The organism is Streptomyces sp. NPDC093568 (assembly GCF_044764945.1).
GTDB lineage: Bacteria > Actinomycetota > Actinomycetes > Streptomycetales > Streptomycetaceae > Streptomyces.
The window spans coordinates 879,583-895,869 of the sequence record NZ_JBIWJD010000002.1 but is presented as its reverse complement, the minus strand read 5'-3'; the positions used below and the strand labels follow the sequence as shown (position 1 = coordinate 895,869).

At 70.0% G+C, this 16,287-nt stretch carries 18 protein-coding genes; 8 read left to right on the top strand and 10 right to left on the bottom strand.

The genetic code is table 11. From position 1 onward, the window contains the following. Positions 1–86: 86 nt before the first annotated feature. Together ACIRD7_RS13470 and ACIRD7_RS13465 are read left to right on the top strand one after the other, a co-directional pair. Positions 87–1,490, top strand: a complete 1,404-nt coding sequence (locus tag ACIRD7_RS13470) for a DUF445 domain-containing protein (RefSeq protein WP_403452931.1) — start codon at positions 87–89, stop codon at positions 1,488–1,490. A gap of 53 nt (positions 1,491–1,543) precedes the next feature. After that, positions 1,544–3,037 (top strand): MFS transporter, encoded by a 1,494-nt coding sequence (locus ACIRD7_RS13465; protein ID WP_403452930.1) that lies wholly within the window; start codon positions 1,544–1,546, stop codon positions 3,035–3,037. A gap of 19 nt (positions 3,038–3,056) precedes the next feature. On the opposite strand, the gene ACIRD7_RS13460 is transcribed toward ACIRD7_RS13465, so the two are convergent. Continuing rightward, positions 3,057–3,452, bottom strand: a complete 396-nt coding sequence (locus ACIRD7_RS13460) for a hypothetical protein (RefSeq protein WP_403452929.1) — start codon at positions 3,450–3,452, stop codon at positions 3,057–3,059. Between ACIRD7_RS13460 and ACIRD7_RS13455 the strand changes: the two genes are divergently transcribed. Further along, positions 3,415–3,720, top strand: coding sequence for a VOC family protein (locus ACIRD7_RS13455; RefSeq protein WP_403453084.1), 306 nt, complete (start codon positions 3,415–3,417; stop codon positions 3,718–3,720). The two genes, ACIRD7_RS13460 and ACIRD7_RS13455, sit on opposite strands and share 38 nt — an antisense overlap. 110 nt (positions 3,721–3,830) lie before the next feature. Here ACIRD7_RS13455 and ACIRD7_RS13450 read toward each other — a convergent pair whose 3' ends face one another. Next, a complete protein-coding gene (locus ACIRD7_RS13450) occupies positions 3,831–4,676 on the bottom strand; it encodes an LLM class flavin-dependent oxidoreductase (protein ID WP_403453083.1) in 846 nt (281 codons plus the stop codon). A gap of 218 nt (positions 4,677–4,894) precedes the next feature. Beyond that, positions 4,895–5,773 carry a methyltransferase domain-containing protein gene (locus ACIRD7_RS13445; RefSeq protein WP_403452928.1) on the bottom strand — a complete coding sequence of 293 codons (879 nt, stop codon included), beginning with the start codon at positions 5,771–5,773 and terminating at the stop codon, positions 4,895–4,897. 109 nt (positions 5,774–5,882) lie between these two features. On the opposite strand from ACIRD7_RS13445, the gene ACIRD7_RS13440 reads away from it, so the two are divergent. Further along, on the top strand, positions 5,883–6,344 hold the full coding sequence (locus tag ACIRD7_RS13440; RefSeq protein ID WP_403452927.1) for an Lrp/AsnC family transcriptional regulator: 462 nt from the start codon (positions 5,883–5,885) through the stop codon (positions 6,342–6,344). A gap of 3 nt (positions 6,345–6,347) precedes the next feature. Here ACIRD7_RS13440 and ACIRD7_RS13435 read toward each other — a convergent pair whose 3' ends face one another. Further along, positions 6,348–6,767 (bottom strand): SsgA family sporulation/cell division regulator, encoded by a 420-nt coding sequence (locus ACIRD7_RS13435; protein ID WP_403452926.1) that lies wholly within the window; start codon positions 6,765–6,767, stop codon positions 6,348–6,350. 257 nt (positions 6,768–7,024) lie between these two features. Between ACIRD7_RS13435 and ACIRD7_RS13430 the strand changes: the two genes are divergently transcribed. Both ACIRD7_RS13430 and ACIRD7_RS13425 read left to right on the top strand, forming a co-directional pair. Next, positions 7,025–8,539: a sigma-70 family RNA polymerase sigma factor gene (locus tag ACIRD7_RS13430; protein ID WP_403452925.1), complete on the top strand. Its 1,515-nt coding sequence runs from the start codon at positions 7,025–7,027 to the stop codon at positions 8,537–8,539. Between the two features lie 181 nt (positions 8,540–8,720). Then, positions 8,721–10,172, top strand: coding sequence for a hypothetical protein (locus ACIRD7_RS13425; protein WP_403452924.1), 1,452 nt, complete (start codon positions 8,721–8,723; stop codon positions 10,170–10,172). 140 nt (positions 10,173–10,312) lie between these two features. Here ACIRD7_RS13425 and ACIRD7_RS13420 read toward each other — a convergent pair whose 3' ends face one another. Together ACIRD7_RS13420 and ACIRD7_RS13415 are read right to left on the bottom strand one after the other, a co-directional pair. Next, positions 10,313–10,516: a hypothetical protein gene (locus ACIRD7_RS13420; RefSeq protein WP_403452923.1), complete on the bottom strand. Its 204-nt coding sequence runs from the start codon at positions 10,514–10,516 to the stop codon at positions 10,313–10,315. Positions 10,517–10,592: 76 nt separating this feature from the next. Continuing rightward, entirely contained in the window at positions 10,593–11,336 is a 744-nt protein-coding gene (locus ACIRD7_RS13415; RefSeq protein ID WP_403452922.1) for a hypothetical protein, read from the bottom strand. Between the two features lie 234 nt (positions 11,337–11,570). Here ACIRD7_RS13415 and ACIRD7_RS13410 point away from each other — a divergent pair, with 234 nt between their 5' ends. Beyond that, on the top strand, positions 11,571–12,551 hold the full coding sequence (locus tag ACIRD7_RS13410; protein WP_403452921.1) for an ankyrin repeat domain-containing protein: 981 nt from the start codon (positions 11,571–11,573) through the stop codon (positions 12,549–12,551). An 82-nt stretch (positions 12,552–12,633) separates the two neighbouring features. On the opposite strand, the gene ACIRD7_RS13405 is transcribed toward ACIRD7_RS13410, so the two are convergent. The 4 genes from ACIRD7_RS13405 to ACIRD7_RS13390 all read right to left on the bottom strand — a co-directional run bounded on the left by ACIRD7_RS13405 (position 12,634) and on the right by ACIRD7_RS13390 (position 15,355). Further along, positions 12,634–12,879 (bottom strand): hypothetical protein, encoded by a 246-nt coding sequence (locus ACIRD7_RS13405; RefSeq protein WP_403452920.1) that lies wholly within the window; start codon positions 12,877–12,879, stop codon positions 12,634–12,636. 1,052 nt (positions 12,880–13,931) lie between these two features. Then, entirely contained in the window at positions 13,932–14,228 is a 297-nt protein-coding gene (locus ACIRD7_RS13400; RefSeq protein WP_403452919.1) for a DUF6247 family protein, read from the bottom strand. Positions 14,229–14,306: 78 nt separating this feature from the next. Continuing rightward, complete coding sequence (locus tag ACIRD7_RS13395; RefSeq protein ID WP_403452918.1) at positions 14,307–14,510, bottom strand: DUF397 domain-containing protein; 204 nt, start codon at positions 14,508–14,510, stop codon at positions 14,307–14,309. Next, positions 14,510–15,355 (bottom strand): helix-turn-helix domain-containing protein, encoded by an 846-nt coding sequence (locus tag ACIRD7_RS13390; RefSeq protein WP_403452917.1) that lies wholly within the window; start codon positions 15,353–15,355, stop codon positions 14,510–14,512. The genes ACIRD7_RS13395 and ACIRD7_RS13390 overlap by 1 nt, the downstream gene beginning before the upstream one ends. A 204-nt stretch (positions 15,356–15,559) precedes the next feature. Here ACIRD7_RS13390 and ACIRD7_RS13385 point away from each other — a divergent pair, with 204 nt between their 5' ends. After that, positions 15,560–16,216: an ATP-binding protein gene (locus tag ACIRD7_RS13385; protein WP_403452916.1), complete on the top strand. Its 657-nt coding sequence runs from the start codon at positions 15,560–15,562 to the stop codon at positions 16,214–16,216. The last annotated feature ends 71 nt before the right edge of the window (positions 16,217–16,287 follow it).

Sequence of the window (16,287 nt, the reverse complement as noted above, 5' to 3'; positions counted from 1 at the left end):
TCATCCGGAGTTCGCCATCGACCTCCCCCCACGGGACAGACGCCGGGAACTCTTGGTTCGTTCCAGTAGTCGGTCAGGAAGGGACAATGTGTGCGGGGGATCACGGACGGGTGGAGCAAGGAATGGAACGTACGGATTCGGATGAAACGGAAACGCGTGACGTAGAGCAGCATGCCCGGCCCGGCGTCGCCGGTAACCGGGGGATGCCCGCTTCGGCCGTACGTGCGATGACCGCGTTCACCGCCGCCGACCAGGAGAAGCAGCGCGGCGTACGGCGGATGAAGCTCACCGCGACCGGGCTGCTGCTGTTCGTCGCGCTGGTGTACGTCCTCGCCAAGGTGGCCGCACACCACGGCGCCGGCGAGTGGGCGAACTTCGTCGCGGCGGCCGCCGAGGCCGGCATGGTCGGCGCGCTGGCCGACTGGTTCGCCGTCACGGCACTGTTCCGCCACCCCCTCGGCCTGCCCATCCCGCACACCGCGATCATCCCGAACAAGAAGGACCAGCTGGGCGTCTCGCTGGGAGAGTTCGTCGGTGAGAACTTCCTCTCGGAGGACGTCGTACGCCAGCGGCTGCACGCCGTCGGCATCGGCAGCCGGCTCGGCGCCTGGCTGGCCGACCCCGAGCACGCCGACCGGGTCACGGCGGAGCTGTCGGCGGCGCTCAGAGGCGCCCTGACCGTTCTGCGCGACACCGATGTGCAGGCGGTGGTGGGGGAGGCGATCACCCGGCGGGCCGACGCCCAGGAGATCGCGCCCGGCATAGGAAAGATGCTGGAGAAGGTCGTCGCCGACGGCGGCCACAAGCGGTTCGTCGACCTGATCGTCGCCAAGGCGCAGAGCTGGCTGATCCTGCACGACGACGAGATCATGTACGCCGTCCAGGGCGGCGCCCCCGGCTGGACCCCCAGGTTCGTCGACCGCAGGATCGGCGAGCGCGTCTACAAGGAGCTGCTCCGCTTCGTCACCGAGATGCGCGACATGCCCTCCCACCCGGCCCGCGGCGCCCTCGACCGCTTCCTCACCGACTTCGCCTCCGACCTGCAGTCCGACACCGACACCCGCGCGCGGGTCGAGCGGCTCAAGGGCGAGGTGCTGGGCCGCGGTGAGGTGCAGGACCTGATCGCGTCGGCGTGGACGGCCGTCCGGTCGATGATCGTCTCGGCGGCCGAGGACGAGCGCAGCGAGCTGCGGCTGCGCGTGCGGGCCTCGCTGCTGTCGCTGGGCGCGCGGATGGCGGTCGAGCCGCGGCTGCAGGCCAAGGTGGACCGCTGGGTGGAGGGCGCGGCGGTGTACGTCGTGACCACCTACCGCAAGGAGATCACCTCCCTGATCACGGACACCGTGGCCGGCTGGGACGCCGAGCACACCACGAAGAAGATCGAGGCGCACATCGGACGCGATCTGCAGTTCATCCGGATCAACGGCACCGTGGTGGGCTCGCTCGCCGGCCTGCTGATCTACACGGTGTCGCGGGCGCTGGGGGCGTAGGGCCGGGCCTCGCGGGCACCCGGCGGGGGTTCCGCTCAACGAGGAGGGAGCCCATGGCCACAGCTCAGGCCGACACCGGCCGTACCGTGACGACCGACATTCCCGCCCGCCTCGACCGCCTCCCGTGGTCGCGCTGGCACTGGACGATCGTGCTCGGTCTCGGCACCGTGTGGATCCTCGACGGCCTGGAGGTCACGGTCGTCGGAAGCATCGCCCCCCGGCTGTCCGAGCCCGGCAGCGGACTGCCGATCACCTCCGGTCAGGTCACCGGCCTGGCCGCCGCGCTGTACGTGGCGGGCGCCTGCCTGGGCGCGCTGTTCTGGGGCCGGCTGACCGACCGCTGGGGCCGCAAGAAGCTCTTCATGATCACCCTGGCGGTCTATCTGGCGGCCACAGCCCTGACCGCGGTCTCCTTCGACACCTGGTGGTTCTTCCTGTTCCGCTTCCTCACCGGCTTCGGCATCGGCGGGGAGTACGCGGCGATCAACTCCGCGATCGACGAGCTGATCCCGGCGCAGTACCGCGGCCGCGTCGACCTGATGATCAACGGCAGCTTCTGGCTGGGCGCGGTCGGCGGCTCGCTGCTGTCGATCGTCGCGCTGAACACGGCGATCCTGCCCGCGGACGTCGGCTGGCGGCTGACCTTCGCGCTCGGCGCCGTCCTCGCGCTGGTGATCCTGCTGGTCCGGCGGCACGTCCCGGAGAGCCCGCGCTGGCTGCTGATCCACGGCCGCGAGGACGAGGCCGAGCGGATCGTGTCCTCGATCGAGCGGAAGGTGGAGGCCGACCGGGCTGAGCCGCTGCCGGCCGCCGAGGGCGAGATCACCATCCGTCAGCGCCGGAGCGTGTCGTTCCTGGAGATCGGCCGCACGGTCTTCGCCAAGTACCGCAGGCGGGCGGTCCTCGGCTTCTCCCTGTTCATCGGCCAGGCGTTCCTCTACAACGCCATCACCTTCGGCTTCGGCGCCATCCTGACCACGTTCTTCGACGTGCCGACCGGCAACACCGGCTACTACTTCGCGGTCATCGCGGTCGGCAACTTCATGGGCCCGCTGCTGCTCGGCAAGCTCTTCGACACGGTCGGCCGCCGCGTCATGATCTCCTCGACGTACCTGCTCTCGGGCCTGCTGCTGTTCGGCACGGCCTGGCTGTTCGACCAGGGCGTGCTCAACGCGACCACGATGACCGCCTGTTGGTGCGCGGTGCTGTTCTTCGCCTCGGCCGGCGCCTCCAGTGCCTACCTCACCGTCTCCGAGATCTTCCCGATGGAGACCCGGGCGATGTCCATCGCCTTCTTCTACGCCCTCGGCACCGCGGCGGGCGGCATCAGCGGCCCGCTGCTGTTCGCCGACCTCACCGAGACGGGCAAGGTCGGCGACACGGTCCTCGCCTTCCAGATCGGCGCGGCCCTGATGTGCCTGGCCGGCCTGGTGGCGGTGTTCTTCTCGGTGCGCGCGGAACGCCGCTCGCTGGAGGACATCGCCCGCCCGCTCACGGCGGTGGCCAAGCCGGCTCGCGCCGGGGCCGCGAAGGCGGCGGGGACGTAGAAAGCCGCGTTTCCCGGCCCTACCGCGACTCGCGCCGCCCCCGGTCGCGTCGGCGCAGCAGGAGGAGGCCGCCGGCCAGGGCCGTGATGCCGGTGGCGGCGGTCCAGCCGATGACGTCGTTCGTGCCGGTGGCCGCGAGGTCGCCTCCGGAGGCGGTGGACGCCGGGGACGCCGACGCCGAGGGCGATGCCGTGGCCCCGGACTGCGGTCGGGGATCCGGCCCCGCGGCGGACGCGGACGGGCTCGCGGCGGACGCGGACGGGCCGGCCGAGCCGGCCGTATCCGTCGCCGTGGCCCTGTCCCGCGTGAACGCCAGTGTCCCGAAGCCGAGTTGGTCGAATCCGCCGCTGTTGGGGCCGTAGTCCCCGCCGCCGCCCCTGGACTTCGTGGTGCTCGGCCGCGAGGAGGACGGCACCCTGGAGATCGGTCCGCGCGAAGGGTTCGGCGGTCCGCAGCCGACGATCATCCTCAGCCGCCGGGACGAGCCGGAGCCGGGGAAGTCCCGGCTGCACATCGACGTCAACGCCACCGGCCGCGACCAGGACGCCGAGCTCGAACGCCTCCTGAAGCTCGGGGCGCGCCCGGCCGACATCGGCCAGACCGGCGAGGAGCAGTGGCACGTGCTCGCCGACCCCGAGGGCAATGAGTTCTGCCTGATCAAGGCCCGCCTCAACCCGCTCTGACGGTTCTGCCGCGCCCCGGCGCGCTGTGCGGGCTCGCGGCCCTCGCAGCACGCCGGGGCGTCCGTGCGTCGTGCGGCCCTACGGGCGCTGTGAGACGGACTCGGGCCGGATCACAGCACATCCGCCAGGCGGTCCACCTGGTCCGGGTCGAGGCCGTAGCAGTAGAGCATCACCTCGTCGGCGCCCAGGTCGCCGAAGGCGGTGAGCGCGCCGCGGATCTCGGCCGGGGTGGTGAGCAGCCCGGCCGTCATGCGGTCCGGCGAGCCGGTGAAGGCGTAGTAGGCGTGCATCCGGGCACGGGCGTCGTCGAGCACGTCCTGCGGGCCGAGCGCGACGTTGACCTGCGCGACCAGGCGGGGTGCGCCGTCACGGCCGTACTCCTTCCAGAAGCCGCGCACGGTGTCGAACAGGCCGCCCGCCCAGGAGGGCGCCGCCGCCGAGAGGAAGCCGTCGCCCCAGCGCGCGACGCGTTCGAGGGCGGCGGGCTTGAAGCCGCCGAAGAGAATCTCCGGGCCGCCGATGCGGGCCGGCACCGGGCCGATGGGGCCGGCGCCCTCGCCGTAGGGCTCGCCGTGCCACAGACGGCACATCAGCGCCATCTGTTCGTCCAGGCGACGGCCCCGGGTGCGCGGGTCGGTGCCCGCCACGCGGTGGTCGTCGTCCCGGCCGCCGATGCCCAGGCCGAGGACGAGGCGGCCGCCGGTCATCAGATCCAGCGTGGCGGCCTGCTTGGCCAGCAGGGCGGTGTCCCGCAGCGGGGCGAGCAGCACCTCGGTCTGGACGCGGACGCGGGTGGTGGCGCCGGCGAGGACGGCGAGTGCCACCAGCGGCTCGGGGTTGTCGTAGACGAGCCGGTCGAGCAGACCGAGGGTGCTGAAGGGACCGGCGTCGGCGCGCCGGGCCCAGGTGAGCAGGGCGGCCGGGTCGCCGATGGGCAGGCCGATTCCGACGTTCATCATGAACGGGACCTCCGAAACGAGGGGTCGACAAAGTCAGCTGCCGCCCCTCCGGCACCTCGGCGAGGTGGGACGCTCCCGCTCTGCGGCCTGTTTCCAGGAGAACGTCTCATCGAAGTCGGCTCACTGTAGGGCGGGCCGACCTCGCGGGACAAAGCATTTTCCGGGCACCCGTCAGAGCCCGGGTCGGAGCGGTTCCGGCCCGCGCGCGCGGGCGATCAGGCCCGTTCGAGCACGACCGTCCGCATCCCGCCCGGCCCGCTCTCCTCGTGCCGCACCCGCAGCCCGGCCGTGCGCAGCTGCTCCAGAACCCAGGCGTGGGAGAGCCGCAGCTTGCGGTAACTGCGGGCGGTGAGGGTCCAGTTGGCGTCGGAGTCGTCCCGGGTGTGGATCAGGTCGTGGACGACGACCGTGTAGTCGTCGTAGTCGTCCGGGTACTCCAGGAAGCACGTCATGATCCGGTTTTCGCCGGCCCGGACCGGCAGGAACCGGTCGGTCCCGGTGAGCGGGACCGTCAGATCGCGGTAGGCGAACACGGCCGTCCCGCCCGGCGCGAGCGCGGCGGCGACGTCGGCGAACAGGGCGGCGACGTCCCCGCGCGTCGGCAGATGCGTCAGCGTGTCACCCAGGCATACGACGGCTCCCGCCGACCCCGGCCGTACCAGCTCGCGCACCGCGCGCCGCACATCCGCCCGCACCACCCGCACGGCCGGCAGACCGGCGGCGTGCGCGGCGAGTTCGTCCAGCAGCGGCCGGCTCAGATCGACCGCGAGCACGGAGTCGAAGCCCAGAGCGGCCAGCGCGAGGCTCGCCTGCCCCGGCCCGCACCCCAGATCCACGGCCAGCGCCCCGGCCGCCGTACCGATCGCCGACCCGGGCGTCAACCCCCACCCCGCGAGCGCCGCACGCTGCCCCGCGGCGAGCGCGTCGAGATCACCGCCGAGCATCCAGGTGTAGTGCTCGGCGAGGAACCGGTCGTAGTGGTCGACGGCCTGATCGACGGGGTGTTCCGCGGCCTGCGTGACGGGGTGTTCCGCGGCCTGTGCGACGGGCTGTTCCGCGGACTGAGCGACGGGACGGGCGGCGGCGGTCGTCATGGCGAGGGTTCCCTTCGGTACACATCAGGGCCAGTGAAATGTAGGCCGTGGTACGGGAGTTGAGCGGCCCGGCCGAACCAAATTCGGAAGCCCCGGAAGAATGACGGCCATGGACGACACTGATTCGGCGATCCTCACCCATCTCCAGCGTGATGCACGGCTCACCAACCGCGAGCTCGCCCGCAGGGTCGGCATCGCACCCTCCACCTGCCTGGAACGGGTCCGCGCCCTGCGCGCCCGCGGAGTGATCACCGGCTATCACGCGGCCGTGCAGCCACGCCTGCTGGGCCGCTCGCTCCAGGCGCTGGTCTTCGCCCGGCTGCGTCCCCTGAGCCGTGAGGTGATCCAGGACTTCGAGGGCTACCTCACCCAACTCCCCGAGGTCGTCTCGGTCTTCGTCGTCTCCGGCGACGACGACTTCCTCGTCCATGTGGCCGTCCCCGACATCGAGCATCTGCACGCCTTCCTCATGGACCGCTTCAGCGCCCGCCGCGAGGTGGTGAGCTTTCGCAGCTCGGTGATCTACCGGCAGACGAGCACCCGGGTCCTGACCCCCATCGAGACCCACTGAGCCTCACACCCCGTCGAGCAGGGACATGAGTCCGTGGTCGAGAACCGGCCCCAGGTCCTCTCTCCCGGGCTCGACGACGGCGTACGACCGCTGCAGGAACCGGCGCAGCGCCGCCGTCCCCAACCGGACCGTGGCCGTGCTCTGCGGCGCGCGGAACTCGATGACCGTCCGCGACCGGGACCGCGCGCACGGCCGTATCCGCACGTCCCCGATCCCGGCGGCCCCGGCCAGCCCCTCCTCCAGCAGCGAGCGGGCGAACGTCCAGGTGACCCCGTGCTCGTCGGCCGAGACGTGTGCGGGGAAGTCGATGTGCACGGCGAACGGCTCGGTGACGTCGTAGCGCAGGGTGGGCCGTACGGAGAGGGCCGGGTGGTCGGGGCTGACGAGGCGGGCGCGGACGGGCTGGGCGAGGACGAGGCGCATGGTCGGTGTTCTCCGGTCCGGATGTGATGACGGGTGATGACGGGTGGTGATGGGGGATGGGTCGGGACGGGTGACGGCGCTGTGATGGCGCTTTCTTCCGCCTCCTCGACCGGGCCGCGGGCCTGTTGATTACGCCGAACCGGAACCCGGCCCCTGTGATCTAACTCACCCGAACCGTTTAGTTGAGTTTTAAGTCATCTACGCTGACAAACCCGTCCGCGCCCATCAGGTCAGCGTGCAACCGGAGCGTTCCCGCCATGTCCGACGGTTTCCCCAAGGTGCCCGCCCAGGCGACACCTCCCGTGTCCGCCACCGCCTCGTACGCCCGTATCTGCGAGGAACAGCAGCCCCGCCTGGTCGCGTTCGCACGCTCCCTCACCCGCAACAACCCGTGGATGGCCGAGGACCTGGTCGCCGAGGCGCACTTCCGCGTGTGGCGCCGGCTCTCGGAGGGCCACGAGATCGAGAACGTACCGGCGTACCTGATGACGACGGTGCGGCACCTGGCGGCGACGGCCGCCGGCGACACGCGCGAGACCCCGCACGACCCGCGGTCCGCCGCCGAGCGGACGGAGATCGCCGACCACGCCGAGGGTGTGGCCGACCCCGCCGAACAGGTCTCGTCCGTCGACCTGTTGGTCCGGGTCCTCGGTCAACTGCCCGAACGCTGGGTACGGGCGCTGTGGCTGGCGGAGGCCGAGGGCCAGCCGCTGGAGACGGTCGGGCAGCGCATCGGCGCCAAGCAGGGCGCGACGGCCGTACTGCTCCACCGTGCCCGCGAGGGCATGCGCCAGGCCTTCCTGCGCAACCAGACCGGCGCCCCGGACGACCCCGCCTGCGAGGTCCACTGGGTGCGCATGCCGGCGTACGTACGCGGCAACGCGACACCCCGCCAGTCAGAACGGCTGCTCGCCCACGTGGACGCCTGCGCCGACTGCCGAGGCAGGCTCGCGGTGCTCATGCGCGCCAACGACCGCCTGCCCGCACTCGTCGGCCCGGCCCTGCTGGTCTTCGCCGTGGGCGGCGCGGGCAAGTTCCTGCTGCCGCTCGCGGCGGGATCGGCGGGGGCGAGCGCCACGCTGAGCGGCGTGCTGCACACCGCCCGGCAGGCGGTGACCGGCGCCGCCGGCACGAAGGCTCCGGCGGCCGTCGCGGCCGGGGCGACGGTGGCCGGAGCGGCCCTCGCGATGATGCTCGCCCTCGGCACGGGGGGTCCCGCCGTGACGCCGGCCCCGACGCGGGTGCCGCTCGCGGAGGCGCCGGTGGGGGCTCGGCCGAGCGAGGGGCCGGGGGCTCCCGGGGATGCCGCGGTGGTGGCGAAGGAGCCTGAGGTGCGGCGGTCGGTTGATCGTGAGCGCCGGGTGGTGGTCGTGGAGGATGACGGGTCTGTGGGTGGTGGTTCGGTTCCGGTGGCGGTGGAGCCGGAACCGGAGCCGGTGACCGTGACGGAGCCGGTGACGGTGGTCGAGCCGGCGCCGGTGGCTCCGCCGCCTCCGCCTCCTCCTGTGCCTGTGCCTGCGCCTCCGGCTCCTGTGACTCCGCCTGCGCCTCCGGAGCCGGAGGCCCCGAGTCCGCCGGAGACCCAGACCCCACCGGAGACCCCGAGCGCGCCGGAGTACCCGGAACCGCCGAGCGCGCCCGAGAACCCGGAGCCTCCTCAGACCGAAACCCCGCCGGAGACGACCGAGCCCACTCCCGACCCGCAGCCGACTCCCGACGACCCGGAGAGCCCGGAGGAACCGGAGAACCCCGGAAGCGGCTGCGGGAACTGACCCAGGCTCAGCTGTGACCCACGTCACCGCCATCCCCTGAAAAGAAAGCGGATGCCATCTCCGCCGTACTGGCATGCTCATGCATGACTACTGGGGGGTAACAATTCGTCGGCGCCCAGCGCCGCCCCCCATGTGTCACCTCCTGCAGCGCACCCCCATAAACCGCTCCCGAGGAACACGCATGCACAGACCCAAGCTCAAGAGTCATGCCTTACTGACGGCGATCGCTCTGGCGGCCGTACTGACGACCGGCTGCTCCACCAATTCCCCGGCCACCACGGACAAGGCCGCCTCGACGGTCTCCGAGAGCCCCGAGCCCGCCGAGGTTCAGGAGCAACTGGCCGTCGTATCGGCCCCGTCCGCTTCGGCCACTCCCACCGCCGTGGCCGAAGGAGCCAGGGGAGGAACGGCGAAGAAGTCCTCCCTCAAGGTCGCCTCGTACGACAGGAAGACCGGCCGGGCCGTCATCTCGGCCCCGTCCGCCACGAAACCGACGGCCACCCCCTCGGGAGACCCGTCCTCCAGCCCCACACCCCAACCCCCGGTGACCGTCGGCGACATCATCGCCAGCGCCCCCGCCCCCGGTGCCCCGGACGGCGTACTCGCCGAGGTCACGAAGGTCGTGGGCACCGCGCAGGACAGCGGTGGTACGACCGTCGAGACCGAACCGGCGAAGCTCAACTCCGTGCTCGGCCAGAGCAAGGCCGAGGGCGAGGTCCCGGTGGACCCGTCGGCCATCGAGGTCGAGCCGCTCGTCCAGGGCGTGAAGGTCTCCTGGGCCAAGACCGGTGACCTCACCTTCGGCCCCGAGGGCGCGAAGCTCCCGCTGGGCAGCCTGCGGCTCGACGTGGGCGCGGCGGTCGCCACGGCCGAGGGCGCCCCGGCGTCGGCGGCCGCGTCGGTGGAGGGCTTCGTCCAGTTGGCCCCCGAGGTCGCGTTCTCGTACGACGGCTCCGGCCAGGGTGCCTCGCCGGGCGCCGCCTTCCTGGGCCTGTCCGGCGACTGGGCCTCCCAGTGGTCCCTGAAGGGCCGCGCGGCCGGCTCGACCGGCGGACAGCCGATCCGCATCCCGTTCGCCAAGCTGCACTCCGACCCGGTGATTCAGGTCGGCCCGATCCCCGTGGTCGTGAACCTGGACCTGACCTGCTACATCCAGGTGAACGCGGACGGCAAGGTCACCGTCGACGTCGAACAGGACCTCAAGGGCGACTTCCGCGTCGGCGGCTCCTTCTCCTGGGCGAAGGGCTGGACCCCGGTCAGCGAGTCCGACATGACGGGCGAGCCGCTGAAGGCGACGGTCACGGCAGCGGGCGACGTCAAGGCCGCGCTCGGCGCCGAGGCCACCGTCGGCCTCTACGGCACGGTGGGCGTCACCGCCGACCTGGCCCCGTACATCCGGGCCCACGCGGACGGCTCGGCCGAGGGCTCGGCCGACGGCACGGGCTCGGCGACCGGCGCCTACGCCCTGTACGGCGGCGTGGACCTGACCGGCACCCTCAATTTCCAACTGACCATCTTCGGCACCCCCGTCTTCCAGACGAAGATCCCGCTGGGCGCCCTGCACCACGAGTGGCTCCTGGCGGAGGGCAGGGCGACGGCGACGACGGGCCCACCGCCGCCGGCAGCGGGGTGAGCACCCGCCCGTAGACGCGAGCCGCGCCGTTCAACTCAACACCGAACGGCGCGGCCCGCGTTCACGTGAGGCACCCGTACGACTTCAGCCGCTCAGCCGCATAGCCGCTCAGCCGCTCAGCCGCTCAGCCGCTTAGCCGTTCAGTCGCCGGAGTCGGAGCTCGACCCCGCCCCCGACCTCCGACTGCTACGACCCAGCACTCGCACCACCTCGCCCAGCCCCAGAGTCACGGTGGCGACCACGCGCACCCAACGAGGACCACCCCGCGAGGCCCACACCACACAGACACATCCGAAGACGGCGAACAGCAGCACGCCGACCAAGACGAACTCGATCACGCTCATCCCCCCTTCTCCCTCCACGGTCGGCGCAATCCTCTCAGCAGCCCCGGGCCGCAACGCACGGGGTGGTGCCGGCGCGTCAGCCCCCCACCGGCACCCGCCAGTACTGCCGCTTCCCCTCATCACGCACGACGACCCCGAGCCTCAACAGCTCCCCACGCAGCTCCCGCGCGTCCTCCGCGCCCCCGTCCTTCTCCCGCGCCGCCGCACGGGCCCGCAACAAAGCGTCCGCCCCCTCGGGCAGCCCCGGCATCCCGGGCACCCAGCGCCGGAACTCCTCCCGGTACGGATCCTCGTCCGCCCACCGATACCCGTGCGCACCGAACGCCTCGGCCACCCGAGCCCAGGGCAGCCCGCAGTCCTCCCGGGCGATCTCCATGCCGTCCGCCCCGAGCAGCACGAGCTGCTTGCCGTCCCGCACGGCCAGGGAGACCTCGTCCCGCGCGAACTCCTGCGAGGAGTCCCGTACGCCGAGGACCACCCGGCTGCCCGAGACGCGCACCGTCAGCGACTCATGCACGGCGACGAACCCGACCCCCAGGCCCAGAACTGCCCCCACGGCGATGCCCCCGACGGTCAGCCGGGGCTCCGGCACGGACGTCACGAGCTCGGCCGGCCCTTGCAAGGGCGCCCAGGACAGCGTCACAAGCCAGTCGGCGAGAAGGGTGACAAGCCAGCCGACGCCGGCGCCGCAGGCAGTGCAAAAGAGCGTCAGAACCCAGGCGGATTCGGCGAGCACGGTGTCCTTGCCGAAAGCCGGGCCGCCCATGACCGAGCGCCCCTCCATGCCACCCACACCCGAGTTGTCCTCCGTTCGCGTCATGTCCCCCGCCCCATGCTGCGTCCCCGTTCCCGCTGTCGCTCTTCCACAATCTGCTGTCGCCGGACAGGCGCCGGTCCGGCGCAGAACAGAGTCTGGCCACGCCCCGCAGGTCCCGTCGTCGGCCGATGGTCTACGGCCCTGCGACTTTGGTCGACCGAATGTCAGACCCGCCTGCGAAGGTGTGCGTGGAGGGGAGGGAGCCGACCGCTTCCTCGGATCGCCGCAGGAGGAGGCATGGTGACGGCTCGTGAGGACGGCCACGGCTGGGCGGGCATGAACTGGGAGGGCTGGCAGGACTACGACGACGTGAGGCGCCGCCTGGAGCAGGGCGCGGATCCCGAACGCTGGGGCCGCGGAGAGAGCCGCCCCCTGCACAGAGCGGCGGCGTGGGGCTCCCCGGAGGTAGTCGCGGAACTGGCCGGGCGCGTGCCCGACGTGGACGCGCTCGAGTACGGCACGACAGCACTGTGGGAAGCCGTCATGTCCGACCGCCCCGCCAACGCCCGGGCCCTGGCCGCCGCGGGAGCCGACCCTTGGCGCCCTTTGATCGCAGGCTGGTCACCCGGACGCCTGAGCCTGGCCGGCCCCACCCCGGACCTCTTCCCGCTCCCGGACGGCGAACCCGGCCTGACCGAGAAGGAGCGAACCGCGGCGCGGGAAGGCAGACGCCTGGTCGAGTCACTGACCGACATCGACTACTACGACGGCCTGGGCCTGGCCTGCGTGGCCGGCATCGACGCCGACGAGGCGATACGCCGCCTGGAGGCGACACCGGCGGCCGCCGCCGACGTGACCGACCTCCTAGACGACCTGTTCGCCTACGACGGGGACGAATCCCTGCGCATCGTCGGCGTTACGACGGTCCCGGGCGGCTGCGTCATCACCCAGCCCTGGGGATACGCACCGTCCATGCCAGGCATACAGACCCGCCTGTCCACCGGCACGATCAGCTACGGCTTCTATGCCAACCCCAAGAGCGGTAACCAGGGCAGCATCACCCGGGACGGGGTCATAGAGGGCTGGGATCTCCACCCGGGCGGCGCTCCCGACCTGGACTCCACGTCCGAGGAGGTCCTGGCGTCCTACCTCTACCGCCACAACGCGGTGGCGTACTGCTGCGCCTGGGCGGGCCTGCGCCTGACGGACGCACGGTCCGTGGTGGGCCCGGCGGATGTCTGGGTGGAGTTGCCGGATCGGGATCACTGGAGCGTATGAACACTGAGGCCACGGTGCCCCGGCCCAGTGCCGGGGTCGCCGTGGCCCAGTTCGTCGACCTACGTGACGGAATCCCTGTTGCTCAGTGACCGCCGCAACTGGAGCCGACGTGGTTGTACATCGCGCCAGGGTTGCCTTCGCCGTTGACTGCGTTGCCCGCGAGGCCGGGAAGCACCCCTACCTGACCGAGAATGTCGATGTTGAAGTCGTGGGACTTGCAATGCCCGTGCCCGTCGTACGCGGGCTGCGCGGAGGCGGTGCCGGTGGCTATGAGGCTGAGGGTCCCGACCATCGCGGCCGCAACAGCGGCCTTCTGGAGCTTGCGCATTTCTCCTCCTTGGTTGATGAGTAGAGCGCGCGACTAAAGATCCACTCAGCGCTCATTTCGGAGGCTAATCCGATATGTCCTGGCGTGCTCATCGGGACTGCCAAACGGGCCACGGCCATGAGGGGTAATCAGATGAGCCAGCTCATGAGGCCCCATCAGCTACGGGGGGATGCCGGCGTCCACCACCCAATTCGACGAGCATCCGCCTCGCGTCGTCCTCGGCACACGCCCACGGCGTCCATCACTCTCTCCCTCGGGCGCCTTGAGAGCACTCGAATGTTGACTGCTCCAGAAGCCGAGCGCCTTGTTGATGAACTCTTTGGCGGCGTCTTCGTAGCAGGCGGCGGCCGTCAGTGCGTTGAACGCCCTGTTGTGAAGGGCGAGTTCGTCCCGGTGGGAGATGTCTAGCCTTGTGGATGCGAGCTCAAAGTCGGCTTGCCGAAGGCGGCGGGACCGGGGGATTTTGGCGGCTGGCCACGTCGGGTTCCCCGCCGCTGCCAGTTCCGCGGGCCGGCAGCAGGGGGTTCAAAAGGACGTACAGGGGCCGCCGGAGGAAGACGGCAGCAGCAGACGTGGAACCGATGGCCGACGGTGACCGCGATGAGAGATGCAAGGTTTCGTCATCGAAGGGACCACAGCGGCCAGGAGGAAACAGAAGGTATGACGAGGACTTTGCGCGCTTCTGCCCGCGATTGCGAGTAATGGTTGTTCCCGGGCGGTCGTCTCGCCTGCGCGGGGGCCACTGGCCTGGGAACCTGCTCGGAGGAATCACTCAGCGGGAACACCATCGTCAGGGGTCACGGCGACGATGGCCACGGTCGGAGGCGGTGGTGCCGGTGTATAGACGTATGCCACTGCCAGGCCCGGTACCCCGTCCCTTGGTTCGAGCCTCGTCTTGCGGACTTCGGTTCCGTCCTGACGCGGTGGCCCGAGCAGGACTCCGAGCCTGGGAACCTGTTCCAGTTCCTGCCGGAGTGTCTCCAGCGCCTGCTCGGCTCCGAGCGCTTTCGCTCGATCGGCCGCCCTTACCGTCACAGCCGCGATCACGCCGCTCACCGGCCCTGCGCCTCCTGCTTCAGCCGCGCCACCAGGTCGACACCTTCCTGCACGGCGATGTCGAAGTGGGGGTCCTGGTAGAGCCGGATCCTGCCCCGATAGTCGACGATCACCAGGGCGACAGCGTTGAGATCCGTCTCCGTCGAAGCCTCCAGCGCACGCTGAAGATCAGCTTCGAAGGACTCCCGGTCGCCCGGAAAGCCGTGTCCGGACCGGAGCGCTGCCCGAATGTCGCCGATGGTCTTCAGCGACAGCGGTGCGTGCCCGGGTGTCTCCTCGTGTTGTGCGCTCACGATCGTCCGCTCCTTGCTGTCAGCTGCCCTATGAGGAGTGTCCTACAGCGGAAGAAGGTCTGCCGAGGGAACCCGTCGTCAACGCGCCGAACGTCCGTACTTCAGCACAACATCCAGGAAGGAATGCCATGCGCCGCTACCAAGAGTGACTACGGGGCCTGCCTCACACTTGGAGTCGCGCACGAGGATGCCGCCATCAACAAGCGCGCACTCCACACACTCGGTCCCGCTCCCGCCGCTGTAGGAAGACTTGAACCACTCATGTGTCGAGGGCGCCGTCATTAGGACTCCTTGCTTATACGGTCGATGACCTCGGCCGACGAGTCGAGATCGAGAGCCTGTGCGCTGAGGTATTCGAACGCCAACCTATAGCGCTCCAGTTCCTGCTGCTTCTCCATGAACAGCCCCCCACCGATCAGATCCACGTAGACCACGTCCAACTCTGGCGTTGGACCTCGAAGGACGGCGAAGCTGCCAACCGCCGCGGCATGTGCGCCGGTTGAGAACGGCAGCACCTGGACAGTTACGTGAGGTCGTTGGGACGCGGCGAGTAGGTGTCGGAGCTGCTCCTGCATGACGTCGGGACCGCCCACTCGGCGTCGGAGCGCCGCCTCGTCGATGACGCACCAGACACGGGGTGGCTCATCTCGTTCAAGCAACTCCTGGCGTTTCATGCGGATGTCGACCATGTGCTGGACTTCCCGCTCCGGGCACTGGATCTCTGACGCCCGGTGAACAGCCTCGGCGTATGCGCGCGTTTGTAGGAGGCCAGGGATGTACATGCACGCATAGTGGTCCTCGCGCACCACTTCGTCCTCAAGCGTGAGCATAAGGTTCATGGACTCGGGGATAGGGTCGGCGAGCGATCGCCACCAGCCTTGGATCTTGGACCCTTTCGCGAGTTCTACCAGGGCGAGACGTTCCTCGTCAGAGGCCCCGTATTCGCGGCAGAGGGCATCCACAGCCGGCCACTTCACCGTGCCCTCCTTGGTCTCGTAGCGGCTGAGCGTGGCCTTCGAGATGCCGACACGTGCACCCGCGTCCTCGAGGGTCAAACCCTTGAGCTCGCGGAGGCGACGAAGGTCAGCACCCAACTGGCGCCTGCGTGTGGTGGGTCCGACTGCCATGTGGTTAGCCCTTCATGTCGATCACTTGGATCGTCCTGGTTGCACGAGTGCGACAGCAAGACAGCGCACGCCGGGGGCGCTCAGGATTTGCGAGTGCTCCCGGTTAGCCGCGCTTGAGAGTTCCATTTTGGGAGTTCCACTGCAACTCTTGGTGAGCGACCCATTGCGGGACGCAACCTACTGTGAGAGTGGAGGAGTTGAGGCATGGACTGCGCTACATGCACGCCAAGGAGGTGCTGGAACCTCTCGTTCCTGGCCGATCCGGCGGAGGTGGCAGTGTTACGCCGAGCTCTGCGTGGCCATCTGGGAGTGTTGGGGCTTCATGAGGTAACTGACGCGGCTCAACTGTGCGTCAGCGAGCTCGTCTCGAACGTGATCAACCACGTCGGCTCGGGCACTCCAGTCACCCTCTGTGTCTCCATGCGTGGCACTCGCCTCCGCCTAGAAGTCTGTGACCCAGATACTCGTGAGCTACCGACGCTTGTCGAAGCGTGCACCGATGCTGAAACGGGACGCGGCGTGGCCCTGATTAGTGCCACGGCCGAGCGCTGGGGCGTCCAGGTCCTTGCTGACTGCAAGGTGACGTGGTGCGAGCTTGCTACCGGCGGGACCGTGTCGAACCCGCACCACGGAGATGCCCACGTCTCAAGAGCCGAGCAAGTGCTTGACCTTTACAGGGAGGGGCAGCCGTGCCGGACAGGGGAATGGGGCCGGCTTCGTGCGGCTGTGACGGAGAGATCGGTAGTCGATGCCATCGCCGACCTCCTCCACTGGCTTCGAGTACACGGCCTCGATGTGGACGAGACTTTGGATCGAGCGCAAACACACTTCGAGGCTGAGACTGTAGTCCTGTCGCGATGATCGCTGCCGAGTCGACGGTCGCCGAAGCTCAACTCCAGCCCAGGTACTACGCGTTGAGTGGCGATCGTCGG

Bases quoted from the DNA above. Each gene is read 5' to 3' on its own strand.
- ACIRD7_RS13445 (WP_403452928.1), bottom strand. From the start codon at position 5,773: ATGACGACCGCCGCCGCCCGTCCCGTCGCTCAGTCCGCGGAACAGCCC.
- ACIRD7_RS13425 (WP_403452924.1), top strand. From the start codon at position 8,721: ATGCACAGACCCAAGCTCAAGAGTCATGCCTTACTGACGGCGATCGCT.
- ACIRD7_RS13465 (WP_403452930.1), top strand. From the start codon at position 1,544: ATGGCCACAGCTCAGGCCGACACCGGCCGTACCGTGACGACCGACATT.
- ACIRD7_RS13430 (WP_403452925.1), top strand. From the start codon at position 7,025: ATGTCCGACGGTTTCCCCAAGGTGCCCGCCCAGGCGACACCTCCCGTG.
- ACIRD7_RS13450 (WP_403453083.1), bottom strand. From the start codon at position 4,676: ATGAACGTCGGAATCGGCCTGCCCATCGGCGACCCGGCCGCCCTGCTC.
- ACIRD7_RS13405 (WP_403452920.1), bottom strand. From the start codon at position 12,879: ATGCGCAAGCTCCAGAAGGCCGCTGTTGCGGCCGCGATGGTCGGGACC.
- ACIRD7_RS13410 (WP_403452921.1), top strand. From the start codon at position 11,571: ATGGTGACGGCTCGTGAGGACGGCCACGGCTGGGCGGGCATGAACTGG.
- ACIRD7_RS13420 (WP_403452923.1), bottom strand. From the start codon at position 10,516: ATGAGCGTGATCGAGTTCGTCTTGGTCGGCGTGCTGCTGTTCGCCGTC.
- ACIRD7_RS13470 (WP_403452931.1), top strand. From the start codon at position 87: ATGTGTGCGGGGGATCACGGACGGGTGGAGCAAGGAATGGAACGTACG.
- ACIRD7_RS13395 (WP_403452918.1), bottom strand. From the start codon at position 14,510: ATGACGGCGCCCTCGACACATGAGTGGTTCAAGTCTTCCTACAGCGGC.
- ACIRD7_RS13440 (WP_403452927.1), top strand. From the start codon at position 5,883: ATGGACGACACTGATTCGGCGATCCTCACCCATCTCCAGCGTGATGCA.
- ACIRD7_RS13390 (WP_403452917.1), bottom strand. From the start codon at position 15,355: ATGGCAGTCGGACCCACCACACGCAGGCGCCAGTTGGGTGCTGACCTT.
- ACIRD7_RS13415 (WP_403452922.1), bottom strand. From the start codon at position 11,336: ATGACGCGAACGGAGGACAACTCGGGTGTGGGTGGCATGGAGGGGCGC.
- ACIRD7_RS13385 (WP_403452916.1), top strand. From the start codon at position 15,560: ATGGACTGCGCTACATGCACGCCAAGGAGGTGCTGGAACCTCTCGTTC.
- ACIRD7_RS13435 (WP_403452926.1), bottom strand. From the start codon at position 6,767: ATGCGCCTCGTCCTCGCCCAGCCCGTCCGCGCCCGCCTCGTCAGCCCC.